This is a genomic window from Kribbella sp. NPDC043289, from assembly GCF_056436705.1.
Map to the genome: position 1 here is coordinate 973262 of NZ_JBWKCB010000003.1, position 14991 is coordinate 988252.

The 14991-nt window shown below is 68.8% G+C and carries 21 protein-coding genes; 13 read left to right on the forward strand and 8 right to left on the reverse strand.

Going from position 1 to position 14991, the window contains the following annotated elements:
* Positions 1 to 8 precede the first annotated feature (8 nt).
* Genes AC0662_RS23010 through AC0662_RS23020 form a run of 3 tightly spaced genes read left to right on the forward strand, consistent with a single transcriptional unit; the run spans position 9 to position 2531 of the window.
* Positions 9 to 575: a TetR/AcrR family transcriptional regulator gene (locus tag AC0662_RS23010; protein WP_452196267.1), complete on the forward strand. Its 567-nt coding sequence runs from the start codon at positions 9 to 11 to the stop codon at positions 573 to 575.
* Entirely contained in the window at positions 572 to 1291 is a 720-nt protein-coding gene (locus tag AC0662_RS23015; RefSeq protein ID WP_478303080.1) for an SDR family NAD(P)-dependent oxidoreductase, read from the forward strand. The genes AC0662_RS23010 and AC0662_RS23015 overlap by 4 nt, the downstream gene beginning before the upstream one ends.
* Positions 1292 to 1322: 31 nt before the next feature.
* Positions 1323 to 2531: an MFS transporter gene (locus AC0662_RS23020; protein ID WP_478303082.1), complete on the forward strand. Its 1209-nt coding sequence runs from the start codon at positions 1323 to 1325 to the stop codon at positions 2529 to 2531.
* Here the strand turns inward: AC0662_RS23020 and AC0662_RS23025 are convergent.
* Complete coding sequence (locus tag AC0662_RS23025; RefSeq protein WP_478303085.1) at positions 2500 to 3033, reverse strand: NUDIX domain-containing protein; 534 nt, start codon at positions 3031 to 3033, stop codon at positions 2500 to 2502. The two genes, AC0662_RS23020 and AC0662_RS23025, sit on opposite strands and share 32 nt — an antisense overlap.
* A gap of 28 nt (positions 3034 to 3061) precedes the next feature.
* On the opposite strand from AC0662_RS23025, the gene AC0662_RS23030 reads away from it, so the two are divergent.
* The gene (locus tag AC0662_RS23030) at positions 3062 to 3610 is read left to right on the forward strand and encodes a hypothetical protein (protein ID WP_478303087.1); all 549 of its coding nucleotides are present in this window, start codon (positions 3062 to 3064) and stop codon (positions 3608 to 3610) included.
* Positions 3611 to 3618: 8 nt separating this feature from the next.
* Here the strand turns inward: AC0662_RS23030 and AC0662_RS23035 are convergent, their stop codons facing one another.
* The 4 genes from AC0662_RS23035 to AC0662_RS23050 form a co-directional block, all read right to left on the reverse strand.
* On the reverse strand, positions 3619 to 4422 hold the full coding sequence (locus AC0662_RS23035) for a deoxyribonuclease IV (RefSeq protein WP_452196262.1): 804 nt from the start codon (positions 4420 to 4422) through the stop codon (positions 3619 to 3621).
* A gap of 34 nt (positions 4423 to 4456) precedes the next feature.
* Positions 4457 to 5323: a S66 peptidase family protein gene (locus AC0662_RS23040; RefSeq protein ID WP_478303089.1), complete on the reverse strand. Its 867-nt coding sequence runs from the start codon at positions 5321 to 5323 to the stop codon at positions 4457 to 4459.
* Positions 5323 to 5691: a hypothetical protein gene (locus AC0662_RS23045; protein WP_478303092.1), complete on the reverse strand. Its 369-nt coding sequence runs from the start codon at positions 5689 to 5691 to the stop codon at positions 5323 to 5325. The genes AC0662_RS23040 and AC0662_RS23045 overlap by 1 nt, the downstream gene beginning before the upstream one ends.
* Before the next feature lie 257 nt (positions 5692 to 5948).
* Positions 5949 to 6455: an Lrp/AsnC family transcriptional regulator gene (locus AC0662_RS23050; protein WP_478303094.1), complete on the reverse strand. Its 507-nt coding sequence runs from the start codon at positions 6453 to 6455 to the stop codon at positions 5949 to 5951.
* A gap of 94 nt (positions 6456 to 6549) precedes the next feature.
* Between AC0662_RS23050 and AC0662_RS23055 the strand changes: the two genes are divergently transcribed.
* Positions 6550 to 7734 carry an MFS transporter gene (locus AC0662_RS23055; protein ID WP_478303096.1) on the forward strand — a complete coding sequence of 395 codons (1185 nt, stop codon included), beginning with the start codon at positions 6550 to 6552 and terminating at the stop codon, positions 7732 to 7734.
* Here AC0662_RS23055 and AC0662_RS23060 read toward each other — a convergent pair.
* Entirely contained in the window at positions 7643 to 8296 is a 654-nt protein-coding gene (locus AC0662_RS23060; protein ID WP_478303098.1) for a hypothetical protein, read from the reverse strand. The genes AC0662_RS23055 and AC0662_RS23060 overlap by 92 nt on opposite strands.
* A 294-nt stretch (positions 8297 to 8590) precedes the next feature.
* On the opposite strand from AC0662_RS23060, the gene rpsF reads away from it, so the two are divergent.
* From rpsF to rplI, 4 genes are all read left to right on the forward strand, one after another.
* Positions 8591 to 8881: a 30S ribosomal protein S6 gene (gene rpsF, locus AC0662_RS23065; protein WP_130386399.1), complete on the forward strand. Its 291-nt coding sequence runs from the start codon at positions 8591 to 8593 to the stop codon at positions 8879 to 8881.
* Between the two features lie 92 nt (positions 8882 to 8973).
* Positions 8974 to 9558, forward strand: coding sequence for a single-stranded DNA-binding protein (locus AC0662_RS23070; protein WP_452196258.1), 585 nt, complete (start codon positions 8974 to 8976; stop codon positions 9556 to 9558).
* Between the two features lie 74 nt (positions 9559 to 9632).
* Positions 9633 to 9866 (forward strand): 30S ribosomal protein S18, encoded by a 234-nt coding sequence (gene rpsR, locus AC0662_RS23075; RefSeq protein WP_012924539.1) that lies wholly within the window; start codon positions 9633 to 9635, stop codon positions 9864 to 9866.
* Positions 9867 to 9880: 14 nt separating this feature from the next.
* Positions 9881 to 10327, forward strand: a complete 447-nt coding sequence (gene rplI / locus AC0662_RS23080; protein ID WP_387768723.1) for a 50S ribosomal protein L9 — start codon at positions 9881 to 9883, stop codon at positions 10325 to 10327.
* Between the two features lie 107 nt (positions 10328 to 10434).
* Here rplI and AC0662_RS23085 read toward each other — a convergent pair whose 3' ends face one another.
* Together AC0662_RS23085 and AC0662_RS23090 are read right to left on the reverse strand one after the other, a co-directional pair.
* A complete protein-coding gene (locus AC0662_RS23085; RefSeq protein WP_452196257.1) occupies positions 10435 to 10623 on the reverse strand; it encodes a hypothetical protein in 189 nt (62 codons plus the stop codon).
* Complete coding sequence (locus AC0662_RS23090) at positions 10620 to 12041, reverse strand: PQQ-binding-like beta-propeller repeat protein (RefSeq protein WP_452196256.1); 1422 nt, start codon at positions 12039 to 12041, stop codon at positions 10620 to 10622. The genes AC0662_RS23085 and AC0662_RS23090 overlap by 4 nt, the downstream gene beginning before the upstream one ends.
* A gap of 248 nt (positions 12042 to 12289) precedes the next feature.
* On the opposite strand from AC0662_RS23090, the gene AC0662_RS23095 reads away from it, so the two are divergent.
* Genes AC0662_RS23095 through AC0662_RS23110 form a run of 4 tightly spaced genes read left to right on the forward strand, consistent with a single transcriptional unit; the run spans position 12290 to position 14990 of the window.
* On the forward strand, positions 12290 to 12910 hold the full coding sequence (locus AC0662_RS23095) for a DUF6668 family protein (protein ID WP_452196255.1): 621 nt from the start codon (positions 12290 to 12292) through the stop codon (positions 12908 to 12910).
* Positions 12911 to 12925: 15 nt separating this feature from the next.
* Positions 12926 to 13198: a TrbC/VirB2 family protein gene (locus AC0662_RS23100; RefSeq protein ID WP_478303105.1), complete on the forward strand. Its 273-nt coding sequence runs from the start codon at positions 12926 to 12928 to the stop codon at positions 13196 to 13198.
* Positions 13199 to 13236: 38 nt separating this feature from the next.
* Positions 13237 to 14094, forward strand: a complete 858-nt coding sequence (locus tag AC0662_RS23105) for a DUF8175 domain-containg protein (RefSeq protein ID WP_452196253.1) — start codon at positions 13237 to 13239, stop codon at positions 14092 to 14094.
* Positions 14091 to 14990, forward strand: coding sequence for a hypothetical protein (locus AC0662_RS23110; protein ID WP_452196252.1), 900 nt, complete (start codon positions 14091 to 14093; stop codon positions 14988 to 14990). Before AC0662_RS23105 ends, AC0662_RS23110 begins: the two co-directional genes overlap by 4 nt.
* Position 14991: the final 1 nt, after the last annotated feature.

Genomic DNA, 14991 nt, shown 5'->3' on the forward strand with positions numbered 1-14991 from the left:
GAGGGGACATGAGCAGCACGAGCGAGCGACCGCTGCGCGCGGACGCTCAGCGCAACCGCGGCCAGATCCTGACCGCGGCCTCGCAGGCGTTCACGAAGTGCGGCCTCGAGGCGACCCTCGAAGGCATCGCGAAGGACGCCGGCGTCGGCATCGGCACCCTCTACCGGCACTTCCCGACGCGGGAGGCGCTGATCGAAGCGGCGTACCGCAAGGAGCTCGCGTCCGTCTGCGACGCGGCGCCCGAACTGCTCTCGGAGCTGCCGCCGGCGGAGGCACTGCGGGCCTGGATGGACCGCTTCATCGACTACATGGCCCGCAAGCTGGGCATGGCCGACGCGCTGCGCGCCGTGATCGCCTCGGGCGCCGACCCGTACGCGCACAGTCGCGACCTGCTGGTCGGCGCGATCAAGCCGATCCTCGACGCCGGCGCCGCGTCCGGTGACCTGCGGTCCGACGTGACGGCTGACGACGTACTACTAAGCCTGAGCGGTGTCGGCCTGGCCGCGAGCGGTCGGCGGGAGCAGGCCGACCGTCTCCTGGACCTGCTGCTCGACGGTCTGCGGTACGGCGCGTGAGACGGAAGGTGGCCCTGGTCACGGGGTCCGCCTCAGGCATCGGAGCGGCAACGGTACGGCGGTTCGCCGCGGACGGGATGACCGTCGCGGTGCACTCGCGATCCAGCCGGGACGCGGGGGAGGCGCTGGCCGCGGAGCTGGGCGGTTCGTACCACCAGGCTGACCTCGCCGACGACGCGGCGGCGCAGGCGCTGGTGCCCGAAGTGGTCGCCGCGCACGGGCGCCTCGACGTACTCGTGAACAACGCAGGGATCAGCTGGCCGGTCCCGCACGCGGACCTCGACGGCCTGACCGCGACCGACTGGCGCCGCCTGCTCGACGTCAACCTGATCGCCCCGTGGCTGCTCTGTACTGCGGCCCTGCCTGTACTGCGGGAGTCGGGCGGCTGCATCGTCAACGTGACCAGTCACGCCGGCGTCCGCCCAAAGGGCAGCTCAGTCGCGTACGCCGCATCGAAGGCCGCGCTGAACCACATGACCAAGTTGCTCGCTGCCGCTCTCGGGCCCGACGTCCGAGTCAATGCGATCGCCCCAGGCCTCGTCGACACACCGCTCACCGAGTCGTGGACCGAGGCCCAGGACCTGTGGAAAACCACGAGCCCGATGCGTCGCGCGGCGCAGCCGGCGGACGTCGCCGACCTGATTTCGGCAGTTGTCCACAACTCCTATCTGACCGGTGAAGTGATCCTGCTCGACGGCGGCCTGAACCTGCGCTGATTCTGTCGGCGGCGGCTTCTACGATCGCGGGATGTCTTTGGGTCGAGACTTCCGTCGGTTGTGGTTCGCGTTCACGGTCAGTGCCTTCGGATCGGCGGTTGGTCTCGGCGCCTTGCCACTGGTCGCCGTCCTGGCGCTCGACTCGAGCACCCTGCAGGTCTCGATGCTCGCCGCGATCTCCGCGGTGGCCGGCGCCGCGCTCGCGTTGCCGATGGGGGACTTCATCGAGCAGCGCCGGAAGCGGCCGGTGATGATCGCGGCGGACCTTGTGCGGTTCGCCGCGCTGGCCTCGGTGCCGATCGCGGCCGCGTTCGGCGTACTGACTTATCTACTGCTGTGCGTGGCGGGGGTGCTGCAGGCGGCCGGGACGATCGCGTTCCAGTCGGCGAGTGGCGCGCACCTGAAGGCGCTGGTGCCGGCCGAGGGACGGGCCGAGGCCAACAGCCGGTTCGAGCAGACCAACTGGATCTCGCTGAGTATCGGTCCGGCGGTCGGCGGCGCACTGGTCAGCCTGGTCGGTGCAACGATCACGCTGGCGGTCGACGCGGTGTCGTTCCTCGGGTCGGCGCTCGGCATCCGGCGGATCCAGGCGCCCGAGCCCGAGCCGGTGAAGCGCGAGGGCCGCGCCGACTTCACCGCCGGCTGGCGCTACATCCTGCGCCATCGGGGCTTGCGCGCCCTGTTCTGGAACTCGCAGCTGTTCGGTGGGCCGGCGATGATGATCTCGCCGTTGCTGGCCGTCTTCATGCTGCGCGACCTCGGACTCGCCGCGTGGAGCTACGGCGTGTTCCTCGGTATCTCCTGCATCGGTGGGGTGATCGGCGCGCGGATGGCGCCGCGGCTCACCAAGCGGTACGGGCTGCACTGGATGCTGCTGGTGTTCGGCGTACTGCGGGCGCCCTGGCTACTGCTGCTCCCGCTGGCGCCGCACGGGTGGGGTGGGTTCGTCCTGCTGACGCTGGCCGAGACGGCACTGCTGGTCGGCGCCGGAGCGTTCAACCCGTCGTTCGCGACGTACCGGATGGAGGTGACCGAGGACGCGTTCATGGCGCGAGTCGTGGGTTCGTGGTCGATCAGTTCGCGGTGCGTGCAGCCCGCGTTCATCGCGCTCGGTGGCGTGCTCGCGACGCTGGTCGGGACGCGTGGCGCCCTCTGGGTCGCGGGGATCGCCTGCGCGCTGAGCGCCGTACTGCTGCCTTGGCGCGCTGCTAAACCAGCTGCATTGCCTGAGCCAGCCTGACGATCGGGCCCATCACCCCGTCGGGCTGACCTTCGAGGTACGTCGCCGCCTCGTCCGGAGGCAGCACCAGGACGTCGGTCACCTGCTCGCCGTCCTCGGGGTTGGTCGGCTCCTGCTCGATCACGGCGTCTGCGACGAAGTTCGCCCAGTACGAGACCGGATGCGGCAGGTGCGGACGGTACGGCGCGGGGCGGCGGTGGTCGGCGCGGTGCGCACCCAGCCAGGTCATCGGCCCGGTCAAGCGGGCGCCGGCCTCCTCGAGCAGCTCACGCTCGACGAGCTGCTCGATCGTCTCACCGGGTTCGCGGGTCCCGCCGGGGAGGAAACGCCAGCCGAGGTCGTTGGCGCACACAACGATTCCGCCGGCGGTCCGGCAGACGACGTGGACGTTGCTGATCAGCTCGTCCTGCGGTTCCTCGAGCGTGTACCGAACGTCGAGGTCGCCCCACTCCCAGTAGCCGGAGGTGAACAGTTCGGGGAACCGGTCCGACCAGGGCTGCATAGCCTCATTCTGCGCTACCGTCACAGGCATGCCGCAGTCAGACCCCGAGCCCGCCCCGGACACCGATCCTGTGACCACGTCCGAGACCGGCTCTGACGCGGAATCCGGGAACGACGCCGCCGCCGAAGCGACGCCCGAGCCGAAAACCGAGCCGAAGACCGAGGCAGAGCTCGCGGAAGAGGCGGAAGCCAAGCAGCGTGCCACGGTGGCCCGCTTCCTGTGGTCCTGCGCCTGGCTGACCGTCCTGGCCGGCGTCTTCCTGATCTCCGGCATGGCCCAGAGCTACCGGAGCTACAGCGCCCTCGCCACCCTCGGCGCAGTCGTGGTCGTCCTCTGCCTGCTCGCGCTCATCGCCGGGTACGTCGCTTGCGCGCGGACCACGATCACCCTGCGGACCCCCGTCCTCGGCCGCATCGACGTGTTCCAGGTGAGCACGCTGGTCGTGGCGATCGCCGTCATCTGCGGCCTGCTCGTCCCGGCCACCAACTCGTCGGCGCTGGCGCTGCTCCTCCCGTGGGCCTTGACGTACTGGATGCACGGCCTGGACCGCGTGAAGAGCGAGGCGCGGCCTAGCTGAGGTTCCGCCTAGCTGAGGTGCGTCCGAAGGTAGTCGAGGTCGGCCTTCTGCCCGTTGTTCGCGGTCGGGGTCTCGACGACGACCGGGGCGCCGGCCGCCTGGACGACCGCAACGATGTCGGCCGGGTCGATATGACCCTCCTCGAAGTTGCTGTGCCGGTCCGCGCCCGAGCCGAACTCGTCCCGTGACCCGTTGGCGTGCACCAGGTCGATCCGCCCGGTGATCGCCAGCACCCGCTCGACGACCGTCGGCAGCTCCTCACCGGCCGCGTGGAAGTGGCAGGTGTCCAGGCAGAATCCGACGTTCTCCAGCCGGTCGTTGCCGGACGCCTGCACCGCGTCCCACAGCCGGGCGATCCGCTCCAGCTGGCGGGCCATCGCGTTCTCACCGCCGGCGGTGTTCTCGATCAGCAGCGGCACCGGGAGCTCCGCGCGCTCGATGCACTTGCGCCAGTTGTCGAACCCGGCCTCCGGGTCGTCCTCGTCGCCGACGTGCCCGCCGTGCACGATCACGCCCTTGACGTCGATCTCGGCCGCCTTGTCCAGCGTCTGCTGCAGCAGCTTCCGGCTCGGGATCCGGATCCGGTTGTTCGTGTTCGCCACGTTCAACCGGTACGGCGCGTGCACGTACAGGTCGACGCCCGCGGCGGCGGCGCGTTCCTTGAGTGCCTCCTCGCCGTCGGCGTAGGCGAGCTTGGGCGCCTTGTAGTCCTGCGGATTCCCCAGGAAGAACTGCACCAGGTCAGCACCCCGATCGGCCGCCTCGGCCAACGGGTCGTCCTGGTCTACGTGCGCACCCAACTTCACAGTCATGACACCACCCTAGAACCGCCCACGGACAAGTTCCTCAACGGACGCCAGGTCCGATCGCGAGTGTGCCCGCATGCGCGTCGAGGACGGCGTCGGCCCCCTGCGGTACGGCGCAGGTATCGCCCAACGGCAGGCCGCCGAGGATCGGTACGCCGAGCTGGTCGAGCCGATCCCGCAGTACGTCGACGACGGTCCAGCCCCGGTCGACGTAATCGCCGTACCCGGAGAACCGGCCGAGCGCGACGCCGCGGACGCCGTCCAGCGCGCCGGACTTGAGGAGCTGCGTCAGACCGCGGTCGACAGTTCCGATGCCGACGGTCCGGACGTCGTCGAGGTACAGGATGCAGCCGTCGAGGTTAGGCAGCCCGACGCCGACCGTCGACGCCAGTTCGGCCAGCATGCCGCCGAGCAGGACGCCACTCGCGCGGCCTGACGTCGACGCTTGCGACGAGATCTCCGCCGAGTCGCGACGTACGGTCAGGCCGGTCGGCGCCATCAGTTGGTCGCGAAGGGCGATGGTTCCGAGGAAGCTCGTGAGGCCGCAGTTGCGCCAGAGGGCGAAGTGGATCGGGCTCACCTCGGTCGGGCCGATCAGCGGCTTCGGGTCGCGGGCGATCGCCTCGGCGTCGAGTCGTCCGGCGATGCGGAACGCGCCGTGGCCGCCGTGCACCGCGTACACCGCACGGACACCGGGGTCGCGGAACGCATCGTTCAGGTCTGCGAGGCGGTCGTCGTCAGTGCCCGCGAGATAGCCATGCCGATCGAGCAGGTGGTCTCCACTCTCGGGTTGGAGCCCCCAGCCGGTCAGCATGGCCGCGGTCTGCGCGATCGCTTCGGCAGGGGGCGGTCCGCCCGGCGCGACGAGGCGGACGCGGTCGCCAGGATGCAGCTTCGGAGCGAGCATCAGCGCACCCCCGCCTGGACGGTCAGTACGCCGGCGGTCGCGTCGAGCGTGGCCTGCGTGCCGAGGGGAACGGTCAGCGGATCGGGATCGTGGCCGAGCGGGAGTCCACCGAGCACCGGTACGCCGAGCGCCCCGAGGCGTTCCTGCAGCATCTCCACCACGGACCAGCCGGGTGGTTCGGCGTCGCGGACCGCCTGCGGGTTCGCGGTCAGGTGTCCGATCGCCACCCCGCGTACGCCGTCCAGCGCGCCCGACTCGATCAGCTGGAAGAACACCCGGTCAAGCATCGCGGCGCCACCGCCGACGAACGACTCGAAGAACAGGATCGCGCCGTCGAAGCTCGGGAGTCCGGCGCCGACGGCGTACACGAGCTGGCACTGGCCGGCGAAACCAGCCGCACCCGATCCCCAGCCACTAGCCGCGGCGGCAGAAACTCTGTCATGAGACCCTTCCGAGCCCCGAGCAACAGACCCCCAGCGACCACGCCCGAGACCTGTCGGAACTCGATGACAGCCCGAGGACCGAGGTCCCCTTTGCCTCCTCGCTGGACCGGGCTGGGGCCGGTCGGTGGAGGTTCGGCGTAGGCCACGCCGCGCGCCATCCTTCCGCCGGACTGTGGCGAGCGTCAACCCTCCTGAGGTCCCCAGCCGACGGAGCGGGTGACCTTGCGTTCGTTCGAGGCGGGTTGGACGGGGCGGCCCTCGAACTCCGTGGAGAGGACGATGTGGGTGTTCATCTCGCCGTGCTCCCCGAGGCGTTCGAAGAGGGCCTCCAGGTGGTGCATGGAGGTGACTCGGACGCGGAGCATCGAGCACGCATTGCCGCTGAGCTTGTGGATCTCGAGTACTTCCGGGAAGTCCTCCGCGCGCGTCGTCTTCAGTAGGCAGCGCCCCGTCGTACAGCGCATCTGGACGAAGGCGGACAGCGGTTGGCCGGCCTTCGCGGGGTCCACCGCGGCGCGGTAGCCGGTGATGACGCCGGCCTCTTCGAGGCGTCGTACCCGGTCGGCGACGGCAGGTGGGGAGAGGTTGACGCGCTTGCCGAGCTGGTTGAAGGACAGCCGGCCGTCCGACTGCAACGCGGCCAGGATCTGCCAGTCGGTGGAGTCCAGTTCGCGCTCCTGAAAGGTCATCTCCCCAGAACACCTTCGATATCGGTACTCCACAAGGCCTGACGCCTTCCTTCGACCATTCTTCGGGGGCGCGCGCCTTTCTAGCGTTGTGAGCATGTTGTTCCCCGTCGTTCTCGCCGCCGCCTTGATGAACGCCGCGATGGTCGCCGCCAGTGCAGTCAGCGCCATCCTGATCGCCGATGACCTCGGCCCCGCACTCGCCGGTCTCCCCAACACCGCCGGTGTCCTCGGCACTGCCGCCGGCGCCATGCTGGTCGGCCGCTGGACAGCCCGCCTCAGTCGCGCCCAAGCGCTCCGCACCGGGTACGGCGTGGGCGTAGCCGGCGGAGCGTTCACCGTCCTCGCCGCAGTGGGCGCACCGGTCGCCCTACTCTTCGTCGGCATGTTCCTGCTCGGTGTCGGCAACGCAGCGAGCCTTCTGTCGCGGTACGCCGCAGCAGACGCCGTACCGCTTGCTCGGAGGGCACGGGCGATGAGCACCGTCGTCTGGGCCAGCACGATCGGTGCGGCGGGCGGACCGTTCCTGATGGCGCCGTCACAGTCGTTCGCCTCCGGATTCGGGCTTCCGGCGATCGCGGGGCCATTCCTGCTCGCAGTGGCCGCGGTGTTCTCCGCACTCGTCGCTTCGACGTACATCCGGCGTACCGACTCCGCTGACGTGCTCCAGGTGCGTCAGGACTCGGCAAAGCGACCTGTATTACTGGCTGCGGGTGTGATGGTCGTGGGGCACGTGGTGATGGTGTCGCTGACGAGCGCTGTACCGGTTCACGCGCACCAGCACCACGAAGGGCTTGGCGTGCTCGGGGTCATGCTGTCTGTCCACACCCTGGGGATGTTCGCGCTGTCGCCGCTGACTGGCTGGTTGATCGACCGGTTCGGGGCGCGGGTCGTGATGCTCGCCGGACTGGTCGGTTTGCTCGCGTCCGCCGTACTGATGACGCAGACCGGACTGTTGTTCACGCCTGCGCTGTTCCTGCTCGGGTACGCGTGGAACCTCTGTTATCTCGGAGGCAGTGCACAGCTCGGATCGGCTGAGTTGGAGAGTCGCGTCGAGTCGTCGATCTGGACTGTCGCGGCGCTGGCCACCGCTGCGTCCCCGTGGCTGTTCACACTCGGCGGGTTCCCGGTCCTGGCCGCGGTCTCACTCGCGCTCGCCGTACCGCTGCTCGTCCTTGTCCTGGTCCGGATCAGTCGCCACGGCCGCCACGACCTCGCTCCCGCGGACCCAGGTCACGCGAGTCCCGCGACCGCGAGCGAGACCGTGCTTCCTGCTCCCTGACCTGATCCGGTGTGAGCCTCGCGCCGGGTGAAAAGGGTCCGTGGGCCTCCAGGATGCGTTGCACTTGCTCAATGTTCCGCTCGGCGCGCTCCCGATCCCGCTCCGCGATCTCTCGTGCCAGCCGCTCACGCTCCTCCGCCCGCGTCTCCCGCACGGGTTGCGGCGGCGTATAACTGCCGAACGCTTTCCACGTCTGCTCGAGCTGCTTGCCGTACGAGATCAGTGTCTGGGCCAGGTCGATCGCGGTCCGGCCGTCCCCGAACACCCTGTTCCCCAGAGTGACCAGGCGCTGGACGCTGCCTTTGCCCGCCTGGTTCGGGCCGTTCTGGATACGGTCCTCGAGCGATCGCTTCAACTCCTGGCCGATCCGGCCTTCGCGTTCCTCGATCCGCCGGCGGGCCTCGGCGAGGTGCTGGTGCTGCTCGGGGCCCGTCCGCTCGCGCGCGATGCTCTCGGCCCGGTCGAGCGCCTTGCGCTCGCGCTCCCGCAGCTTCGCCAGCTGCTTCTTCCGCGCCTCGCGGTCCAGCCTGGCCTTGCGCTGGTACTCATTCTCCGGGCTCATTGTTGAACAATCCTCCGCGCGGTTCGGCGTCCTGAGGTCCGACGGTGAGGTCATCGGACGCCCGCGCGGGCGGTGTGGCCGCGTCCGGCCAGCCGTTGGCAGCTTGGCGGCAACAGGCCTGTGGATATGGTCAAGTGGCCGTCCGGACGCTGGTATTCTCTTGGGTGTGGCCCGGTCCATCGACCGGGCTCATTGTTTGGCGCCGGTGGCAAGTGCCGGCGCGAAGCACACCGCATCGCCCTCCTGCCACGGAGAGACCGTGGCCGCCAAGTCCGAAGGAGGTGGAGTTCGCGCATGCGTCGTTATGAAGTCATGGTGATCCTCGACCCGGAGCTCGATGAGCGCACCGTGGAGCCGTCCATCGACCAGTACCTGAACATCGTCCGCAAGGAAGGTGGCACGGTCGAGAAGCTCGACATCTGGGGTCGTCGCAAGCTTGCTTATGACGTGAAGAAGAAGTCCGAAGGCATCTATGCCGTCGTCGACCTGACCGCCGAGCCGGCGGTCGTGAAGGAGCTCGACCGTCAGCTCACGCTGAACGAGTCGATCCTGCGCACCAAGGTCATCCGGCCGGACCAGCACTGAACCTGGGGTCGTCAGCAGCCATCGGTACTGTCGGTTCCAGCCGCTACTGATAGCTGTAGACACAGCCACACCCGATAGCAGGAGGAACGGCAATGGCAGGCGAAACCGTCGTCACACTGGTCGGCAACCTTGTCGACGATCCCGAGCTCCGGTTCACGCCGTCCGGTGCCGCCGTCGCGAACTTCAGAATCGCGTCGACGCCACGGACGTACGACCGGCAGTCCGGGGAATGGAAGGACGGCGAGTCGCTCTTCCTGAGCTGCTCCGTCTGGCGGCAGGCGGCGGAGAACGTCGCCGAGTCGCTGCAGCGCGGTATGCGCGTGATCGTGCAGGGCCGGCTGAAGTCCCGTTCGTACGACGACCGTGACGGCAACAAGCGCACGGTCTTCGAGATCGACGTGGACGAGGTCGGTCCGAGCCTGCGCAGCGCCACCGCGAAGGTGACCCGGGCGATGCGCTCCGGTCCCGGCGGCGGTGACGGTGGCGGCGGTGGCGGCTTCGGTGGTGGCGGTGGCAACCAGAACCAGGGTGGGGGCTACGGAGGCGGCGGCCAAGGTGGCAGCGCCCCGCAGAACGACCCCTGGGCGACCCCGCAGGGCGGTGGCGGCCAGTCCGCCCCGCAGAACGACCCCTGGGCCAGCCAGGGCGGCGGCTCGATGGAGGAGCCCCCGTTCTGATCGGCCCGCAAGAACCAGTCAGTGACCATTCCGGCATCCGTGCCGGGCTCTGGAAGTAGGAAGAGAGCACCACAATGGCCAAGATCATTCGGAAGCCGAAGAAGAAGGTCTGCGGCTTCTGCAAGGACAAGGCGACGTACGTCGATTACAAGGACACCGCGCTGCTGCGCAAGTTCATCTCGGACCGCGGCAAGATCCGCGCCCGCCGGGTGACCGGGAACTGCGTGCAGCACCAGCGCGATGTGGCCACCGCTATCAAGAACGCTCGTGAGGTGGCCCTGCTGCCGTACACGAGCACGGCTCGCTGAGGGAGGCACGGACCATGAAGCTCATCCTGTCTCAGGAGGTCGAGGGCCTCGGGGCTCCCGGCGACATCGTCGAGGTCAAGGACGGCTACGGCCGCAATTACCTCGTCCCGCGCGGCCTGGCCATCGGCTGGACCCGCGGTGCGGAGAAGCAGATCCAGACGATCAAGCGGGCGCGTGACGCCCGGGCGATCCAGGGCAAGGAGCACGCGAGCGAGGTCAAGAACCAGCTCGAGCAGCTTGCCGTGACGCTGGACGTGAAGGCCGGTGACACCGGCCGCCTGTTCGGTTCGGTCACCCCGGCCGACATCGCCGGTGCCATCAAGGCCGCCGGCGGCCCGCTGGTCGAGAAGCGCGCGATCGCGATCGCGTCGCCGATCAAGACCACCGGCAAGCACCAGGTCTCCGTGCAGCTGCACCCGGAGGTGGCCGCCACGGTCCGCCTCGAGGTCGCGGCCGGCTGACCTCAGCGCCGAGAAACCTTCAGCGCCGCAACACCAACACCAAGGCCCGCGGTCCCGTCAGGGATCGCGGGCCTTGTCGTTCGCAGGGCTTGTCGTTCGGCGGGGGCCTACCGTTGCACGACGGTCGGCCAGTCCGTGGGCTCCGGCTCGGACGACTGACCGTCCTGTTGGGGCTGCACGACCGTCGGCCACTCGGTCGGCTCGGGCTCGTTGTTGTCGGCCAGCGCCCGCGCGGACGGCACCAGCAGTACGCCGACGGCCGCCAGCGCACTCAGGACCCGCGTCGCGCGCTTCACTTGGCCACCGGGTCCAGCGCGTACAGGACCGAGTCGTAGACGACGATCGCGTGCCGGCCGGCGATGCCCCACGGACGGGTCGGCGCCGGGTCCAGCGGGTGCGGCGTGCGGCCGGGAGTCACGGCGTACATCTTGCTGCCGATCGTGCCGTAGATCAGCGAGCCGGTGATCGACAGCGGGTGGAAGTCCTGGAGGATCTTGGCCCAGGGGTTCGCCAGGTTGATCAGGCACTGACCCCAGGCGGCGATCTTCCGGTTCGGGTCCGGCACCCAGTCCCAGGACTGGACGTCGCTCAGGCTCGACGGCGAGCAGACCGCGACGACCTTGCCGCTCGCGGTCGACTGCACCGTGGGAATGATCTTCTCCGGGTCCTTCGTTGACCACGCCACCAGGGCGTAGTCCGGGCTGGCTGCCAGCACCTGCTGGATCTGCAGCGCGCCACCCGGCTTCTGCGGTTCCACCTTCTGCAGCTGCTTGTCCGGCGCACTCCAGAACAACGGCCCCTTGTACAGCCCGATCAGCGCGCGATCGCCCTCGGCGAGCAGGACCGTCGACAACCGCAGCTGGTTCTGGACGGCCTTCAGGACACCGCCGGACACGACCATCGACCCGGCGTCCTCGCCACTCAGCACGATCAGCGGGGACTTGCCGAGGAACTGCACCTTCGCGCCATCGGGCAGCTTGAGCTGCTTCGGCTCCGCGCCACCGCCGGCCCAGTAGATCAGGGTGTCCTGCGTGGCGACCGCGACCACCAGCTTGTTGTCGATCGTCGTGTAGACCGGCGCTTCGGCGTCCTTCGGCACCTTGTCCTGCCACAGCACCTTGCCGTTGCTGTCGAAGACCGCGACCTTCTGGTCGTTGGTCAGGATCGCGACCTCGGTGCCGTCCGGCTTGATCGCGGGCGTGCTGTCCTGGGCGAGGTCGACCGACCAGCCGGCGTGCGTCGAGAAGCCCGGCGGGACCGTCCCCGGGGAGAACTCGTACGGTTGCACCTCCGGGCCCGGCAGCGACGGCAGCAGCGGTGACGCGGTCACGGTCGGCTTCTTGTGCAGGTTGGGCTTGATCACCGCGACGTACACGATGGTGCCGAGGACGAGCACGCAGCCCGTCACCATCGCGACGACGATCGGCCAGATCGGCTTCTTGCCCCCGCCGCGGCCGCCGCCCTCGGGTTCGAGGGCCTCGACCTGCCCGTCCGGGTGGATGATCAGCGGCCAGGAGGCGCCGTCGGACTCGATCGCGGTCGCCTTCACGGCGCGGCCGAGCTGGGCCGCGCGCTCGCTGACGAGCTGGATGGAGGCCTGGCGCGGGTCGTGGTGGTTGACCGGGTGGCTCCGGCCGGCGATCTTCACCTCGGCGTTGTGGTCGTCGTACAGCCGAATCGTGACCTTTGGCCAGGAGGGGACCTTCTCAGCCACAATGACCTCTCATTCCCGCCACAGATCTCCCTCGCTCATCCGGCTCCGACGTCCTCGTTCTAGCATGTCCACCGCACGAGGCATGCCACGGATTCCGGGCACGCAGAAACCGCGCGGGCCCGGCGGCTCGACTGACCCCGACAAGGGGGTAGAAACATCCTCGCCTGTGGATGGGTCACGAAAGTACACCCGGAAAGCGAGAGAATACTGTGGGCGACAGCCTGTGACGCACCGCGAGAGGAGGGGCCATGACGCAGAACCCGTGGACACGAGACCAGTCTCCGGGTCCGCAACAGCCGTCACCCGGCCCGACACCTCAGCCGGACATCACCCCGCGAGGGCCGTCCGCCCCGCAGCACGGGGTGCCGGCGCCCGCGGAGGATCAGCGCCTGCCCAAATTCGCGATTCCGGTGGCGGACACGTTGTGGTGGGTCGGTGTGCACGGTGGCGCCGGCGAGACCACGATGGCGCAACTCCTCCCGGGCACCCGGGCGGCCAATCACCGGTGGCCGATTCCGCCGCCGCCGGTGCCGACCCCGGTGATCCTGGTGGCCCGCACCCACGGCTCGGGTCTGCGCGCCGCGCAGCGCGCCGCGATCGAGTGGGCCTCCGGCGTCGTGCAGGGGGTCGCCGTCCTGGGCCTGGTGCTGATCGCCGACGCACCGGGACGGTTGCCACGGGTCCTCGACGACTTCGCCGACATCGTCGGTGGGGGTGTTCCGCGCGTCTGGGACATCCCGTGGATCGAGGAGTGGCGCAGAGGGGAGGCTCCGACGCCTGACAACACCCCGGACGAGGTTTTCGAAGTCCTTGAATCCATCTACGCACTTCGCGCGTCAAACCCAGCGGACTACCCCGCCCCGTACTGAAAGGTTTTCACCCTCATGATGTTCGTTCACCACCTGGTCACCGAAGTCAACACGGTGCTCCCGCTCGAGGCGCCGCCCGGGGTCGAAGGCGGCCTGAACAAGGTTCTCGGCTGGGTCAAGTGGATCGCGTACATGGTTTGTACTCTCGGCATCCTGATCGCCGGCGGCATGATGGCCGTCGGTCAGCGCCGCGGTGAAGGTGGCGAGCACGCCGCCCGCCTCGGCTGGGTGCTGGCGGCCTGCATCGTGATCGGCGCGGCGACTGCCCTTGTGGACGCCCTGAAGTGATCCTGACCCGCGTCAACCTGCTGGGAGGCTGATCGCAGGTGGGACTGTTCAGCAGGAACCCGGACTCCGATGACGATTCCGACGGCGAGAAGACCAGCTTCCTCGAGGAGCGTGGCTTCATCGCGTCGGCAATCGTCATCGGAGCGGTGCTGATCTGCCTGGTGGTCTGGTTCATGGCGTCCGGCCGGGACGACACCCCGACCGCGAACCCCAGCCAGTCTCCGAGCACCGAGGCTCCTACCGGACAGCCCACCGAGCCGACCGGCCCGCCCGCGACGCCCGAGCCGACCGAGCAGCCGACCAAGACGGCGCCGCCCCCGCCGAACAACCACACCGGTGGCTGTCACGACCGGAGCCCGGAGCAGCGCATCCCGCGCCTGGCCGCCCCGGCCGCGGTCACCTGGCAGTTCGAAGGCGAGATCCTGGTGCCGATCCAGGCCGCCAGCGGTCCCGCGGCCACCAGCCCGGGCGGCGTGCGTTCGTGTTTCGCGCACTCGCCGACGGGGGCGGTGCTCGCGGCGATGGTGGTGCTCGGCCAGATCCAGAACCCCGAGGTCAGCCTCGACGTCCTGCGGACCCGGGTGCTGCCCGGTCCGGGACGGAACGCAGCCATCGCGGCGGCGAAGGAGCAGCTCAAGACGCCGCCGACGCCGGGCGGTGAGGTCCAGTTCGCCGGCTTCAAGGTGCTCGACTACCCGCCGGGTGCGACCCGGGCGATCATCCAGGTCGTCGCCGACCTGAACCACAAGGCGTACGGCGCGTTGCCGATCACGATGCAGTGGTCCCATGGCGACTGGTACGCCGTACTGCAGGAGGACGGCACCTTCAACGGCTCGGTGGAGCCGGACATCCTGTCGAGTCTGAACGGCTACGTAAGGTTCAGTGGTGCGTCATGATCGCCCTCGGATGCTCGAAGTGGCCCTGGGACTGGGACGACTGCATCAGGGACGGCCTGAAGATCGCCCTGCAATGGGCCTTCGGCAAGTTCTTCGACTTCATCTTCCAGGCGATCGCGAACATCGTCGTCGCGGCCGTCGAGGCGGTCCTGAAGGCGGTCGGCCTGCTCTGGGTCTACATCAAGACCCCGAACATCGCCGAGAACACCCCGGCCCTGTGGGTCCAGGAGCACACGAACTTCATCATGGTGTTCATCGCCTCGCTCGCGGTGATCGTGGGCGCGGTCCAGATGGCGATCTCGCACCGTGGTGAGCCGGCCAAGGAGATCCTCCGGTCGTTGATCACGCTGGTCGTCGTGACAGCCTCCGCGACGGCCTTCGCCGGGACGCTGATCTCGGCGGCGGACGGGTTCTCGAGCTGGATCATCGACCAGGCGCTGGCCGCGAACAACCACGACTTCGCCAAGGCGCTGGCCGAGACGATGACCGATCCGCTGAAGAGTCCCGGCGAGCAGTTCGGCTTCGTGCTGGTGATCTTCGTCGGGATCCTGATGGTGATCACGTCGATCATCCAGCTCTGCCTGATGATCGTCCGCTACGGGATGCTCGTGCTGCTCGTCGGTGTGCTGCCGTTGACCGCGGCGGCGACCAACACCGAGATGGGGATGATGTGGTTCAAACGGGCCCTCGCCTGGCTGGCCGGATTCATCATCTACAAACCGGTCGCCGCGCTGATCTACGCCACCGCGCTCTACCTGATGTCGACGCCGGACACCAAGGGTGCACCGGAAGGCACGCCGCAGACCCTCAAGATCATCATGGGCGTCACGATGATGATCGTGGCAGTCGTCGCACTGCCGGCCATTCTCAGATTCGTCTCGCCAAGGACGTCTTGAC

Excerpts from the sequence above, each read along its gene's own strand:
- AC0662_RS23010 (WP_452196267.1), top strand. The coding sequence starts at position 9 with ATGAGCAGCACGAGCGAGCGACCGCTGCGCGCGGACGCTCAGCGCAAC.
- AC0662_RS23020 (WP_478303082.1), top strand. The coding sequence starts at position 1,323 with ATGTCTTTGGGTCGAGACTTCCGTCGGTTGTGGTTCGCGTTCACGGTC.
- AC0662_RS23025 (WP_478303085.1), bottom strand. The coding sequence starts at position 3,033 with ATGCAGCCCTGGTCGGACCGGTTCCCCGAACTGTTCACCTCCGGCTAC.
- AC0662_RS23030 (WP_478303087.1), top strand. The coding sequence starts at position 3,062 with ATGCCGCAGTCAGACCCCGAGCCCGCCCCGGACACCGATCCTGTGACC.
- AC0662_RS23035 (WP_452196262.1), bottom strand. The coding sequence starts at position 4,422 with ATGACTGTGAAGTTGGGTGCGCACGTAGACCAGGACGACCCGTTGGCC.
- AC0662_RS23040 (WP_478303089.1), bottom strand. The coding sequence starts at position 5,323 with ATGCTCGCTCCGAAGCTGCATCCTGGCGACCGCGTCCGCCTCGTCGCG.
- AC0662_RS23050 (WP_478303094.1), bottom strand. The coding sequence starts at position 6,455 with ATGACCTTTCAGGAGCGCGAACTGGACTCCACCGACTGGCAGATCCTG.
- AC0662_RS23055 (WP_478303096.1), top strand. The coding sequence starts at position 6,550 with ATGTTGTTCCCCGTCGTTCTCGCCGCCGCCTTGATGAACGCCGCGATG.
- AC0662_RS23060 (WP_478303098.1), bottom strand. The coding sequence starts at position 8,296 with ATGAGCCCGGAGAATGAGTACCAGCGCAAGGCCAGGCTGGACCGCGAG.
- rpsF (WP_130386399.1), top strand. The coding sequence starts at position 8,591 with ATGCGTCGTTATGAAGTCATGGTGATCCTCGACCCGGAGCTCGATGAG.
- AC0662_RS23070 (WP_452196258.1), top strand. The coding sequence starts at position 8,974 with ATGGCAGGCGAAACCGTCGTCACACTGGTCGGCAACCTTGTCGACGAT.
- rpsR (WP_012924539.1), top strand. The coding sequence starts at position 9,633 with ATGGCCAAGATCATTCGGAAGCCGAAGAAGAAGGTCTGCGGCTTCTGC.
- rplI (WP_387768723.1), top strand. The coding sequence starts at position 9,881 with ATGAAGCTCATCCTGTCTCAGGAGGTCGAGGGCCTCGGGGCTCCCGGC.
- AC0662_RS23095 (WP_452196255.1), top strand. The coding sequence starts at position 12,290 with ATGACGCAGAACCCGTGGACACGAGACCAGTCTCCGGGTCCGCAACAG.
- AC0662_RS23100 (WP_478303105.1), top strand. The coding sequence starts at position 12,926 with ATGATGTTCGTTCACCACCTGGTCACCGAAGTCAACACGGTGCTCCCG.
- AC0662_RS23110 (WP_452196252.1), top strand. The coding sequence starts at position 14,091 with ATGATCGCCCTCGGATGCTCGAAGTGGCCCTGGGACTGGGACGACTGC.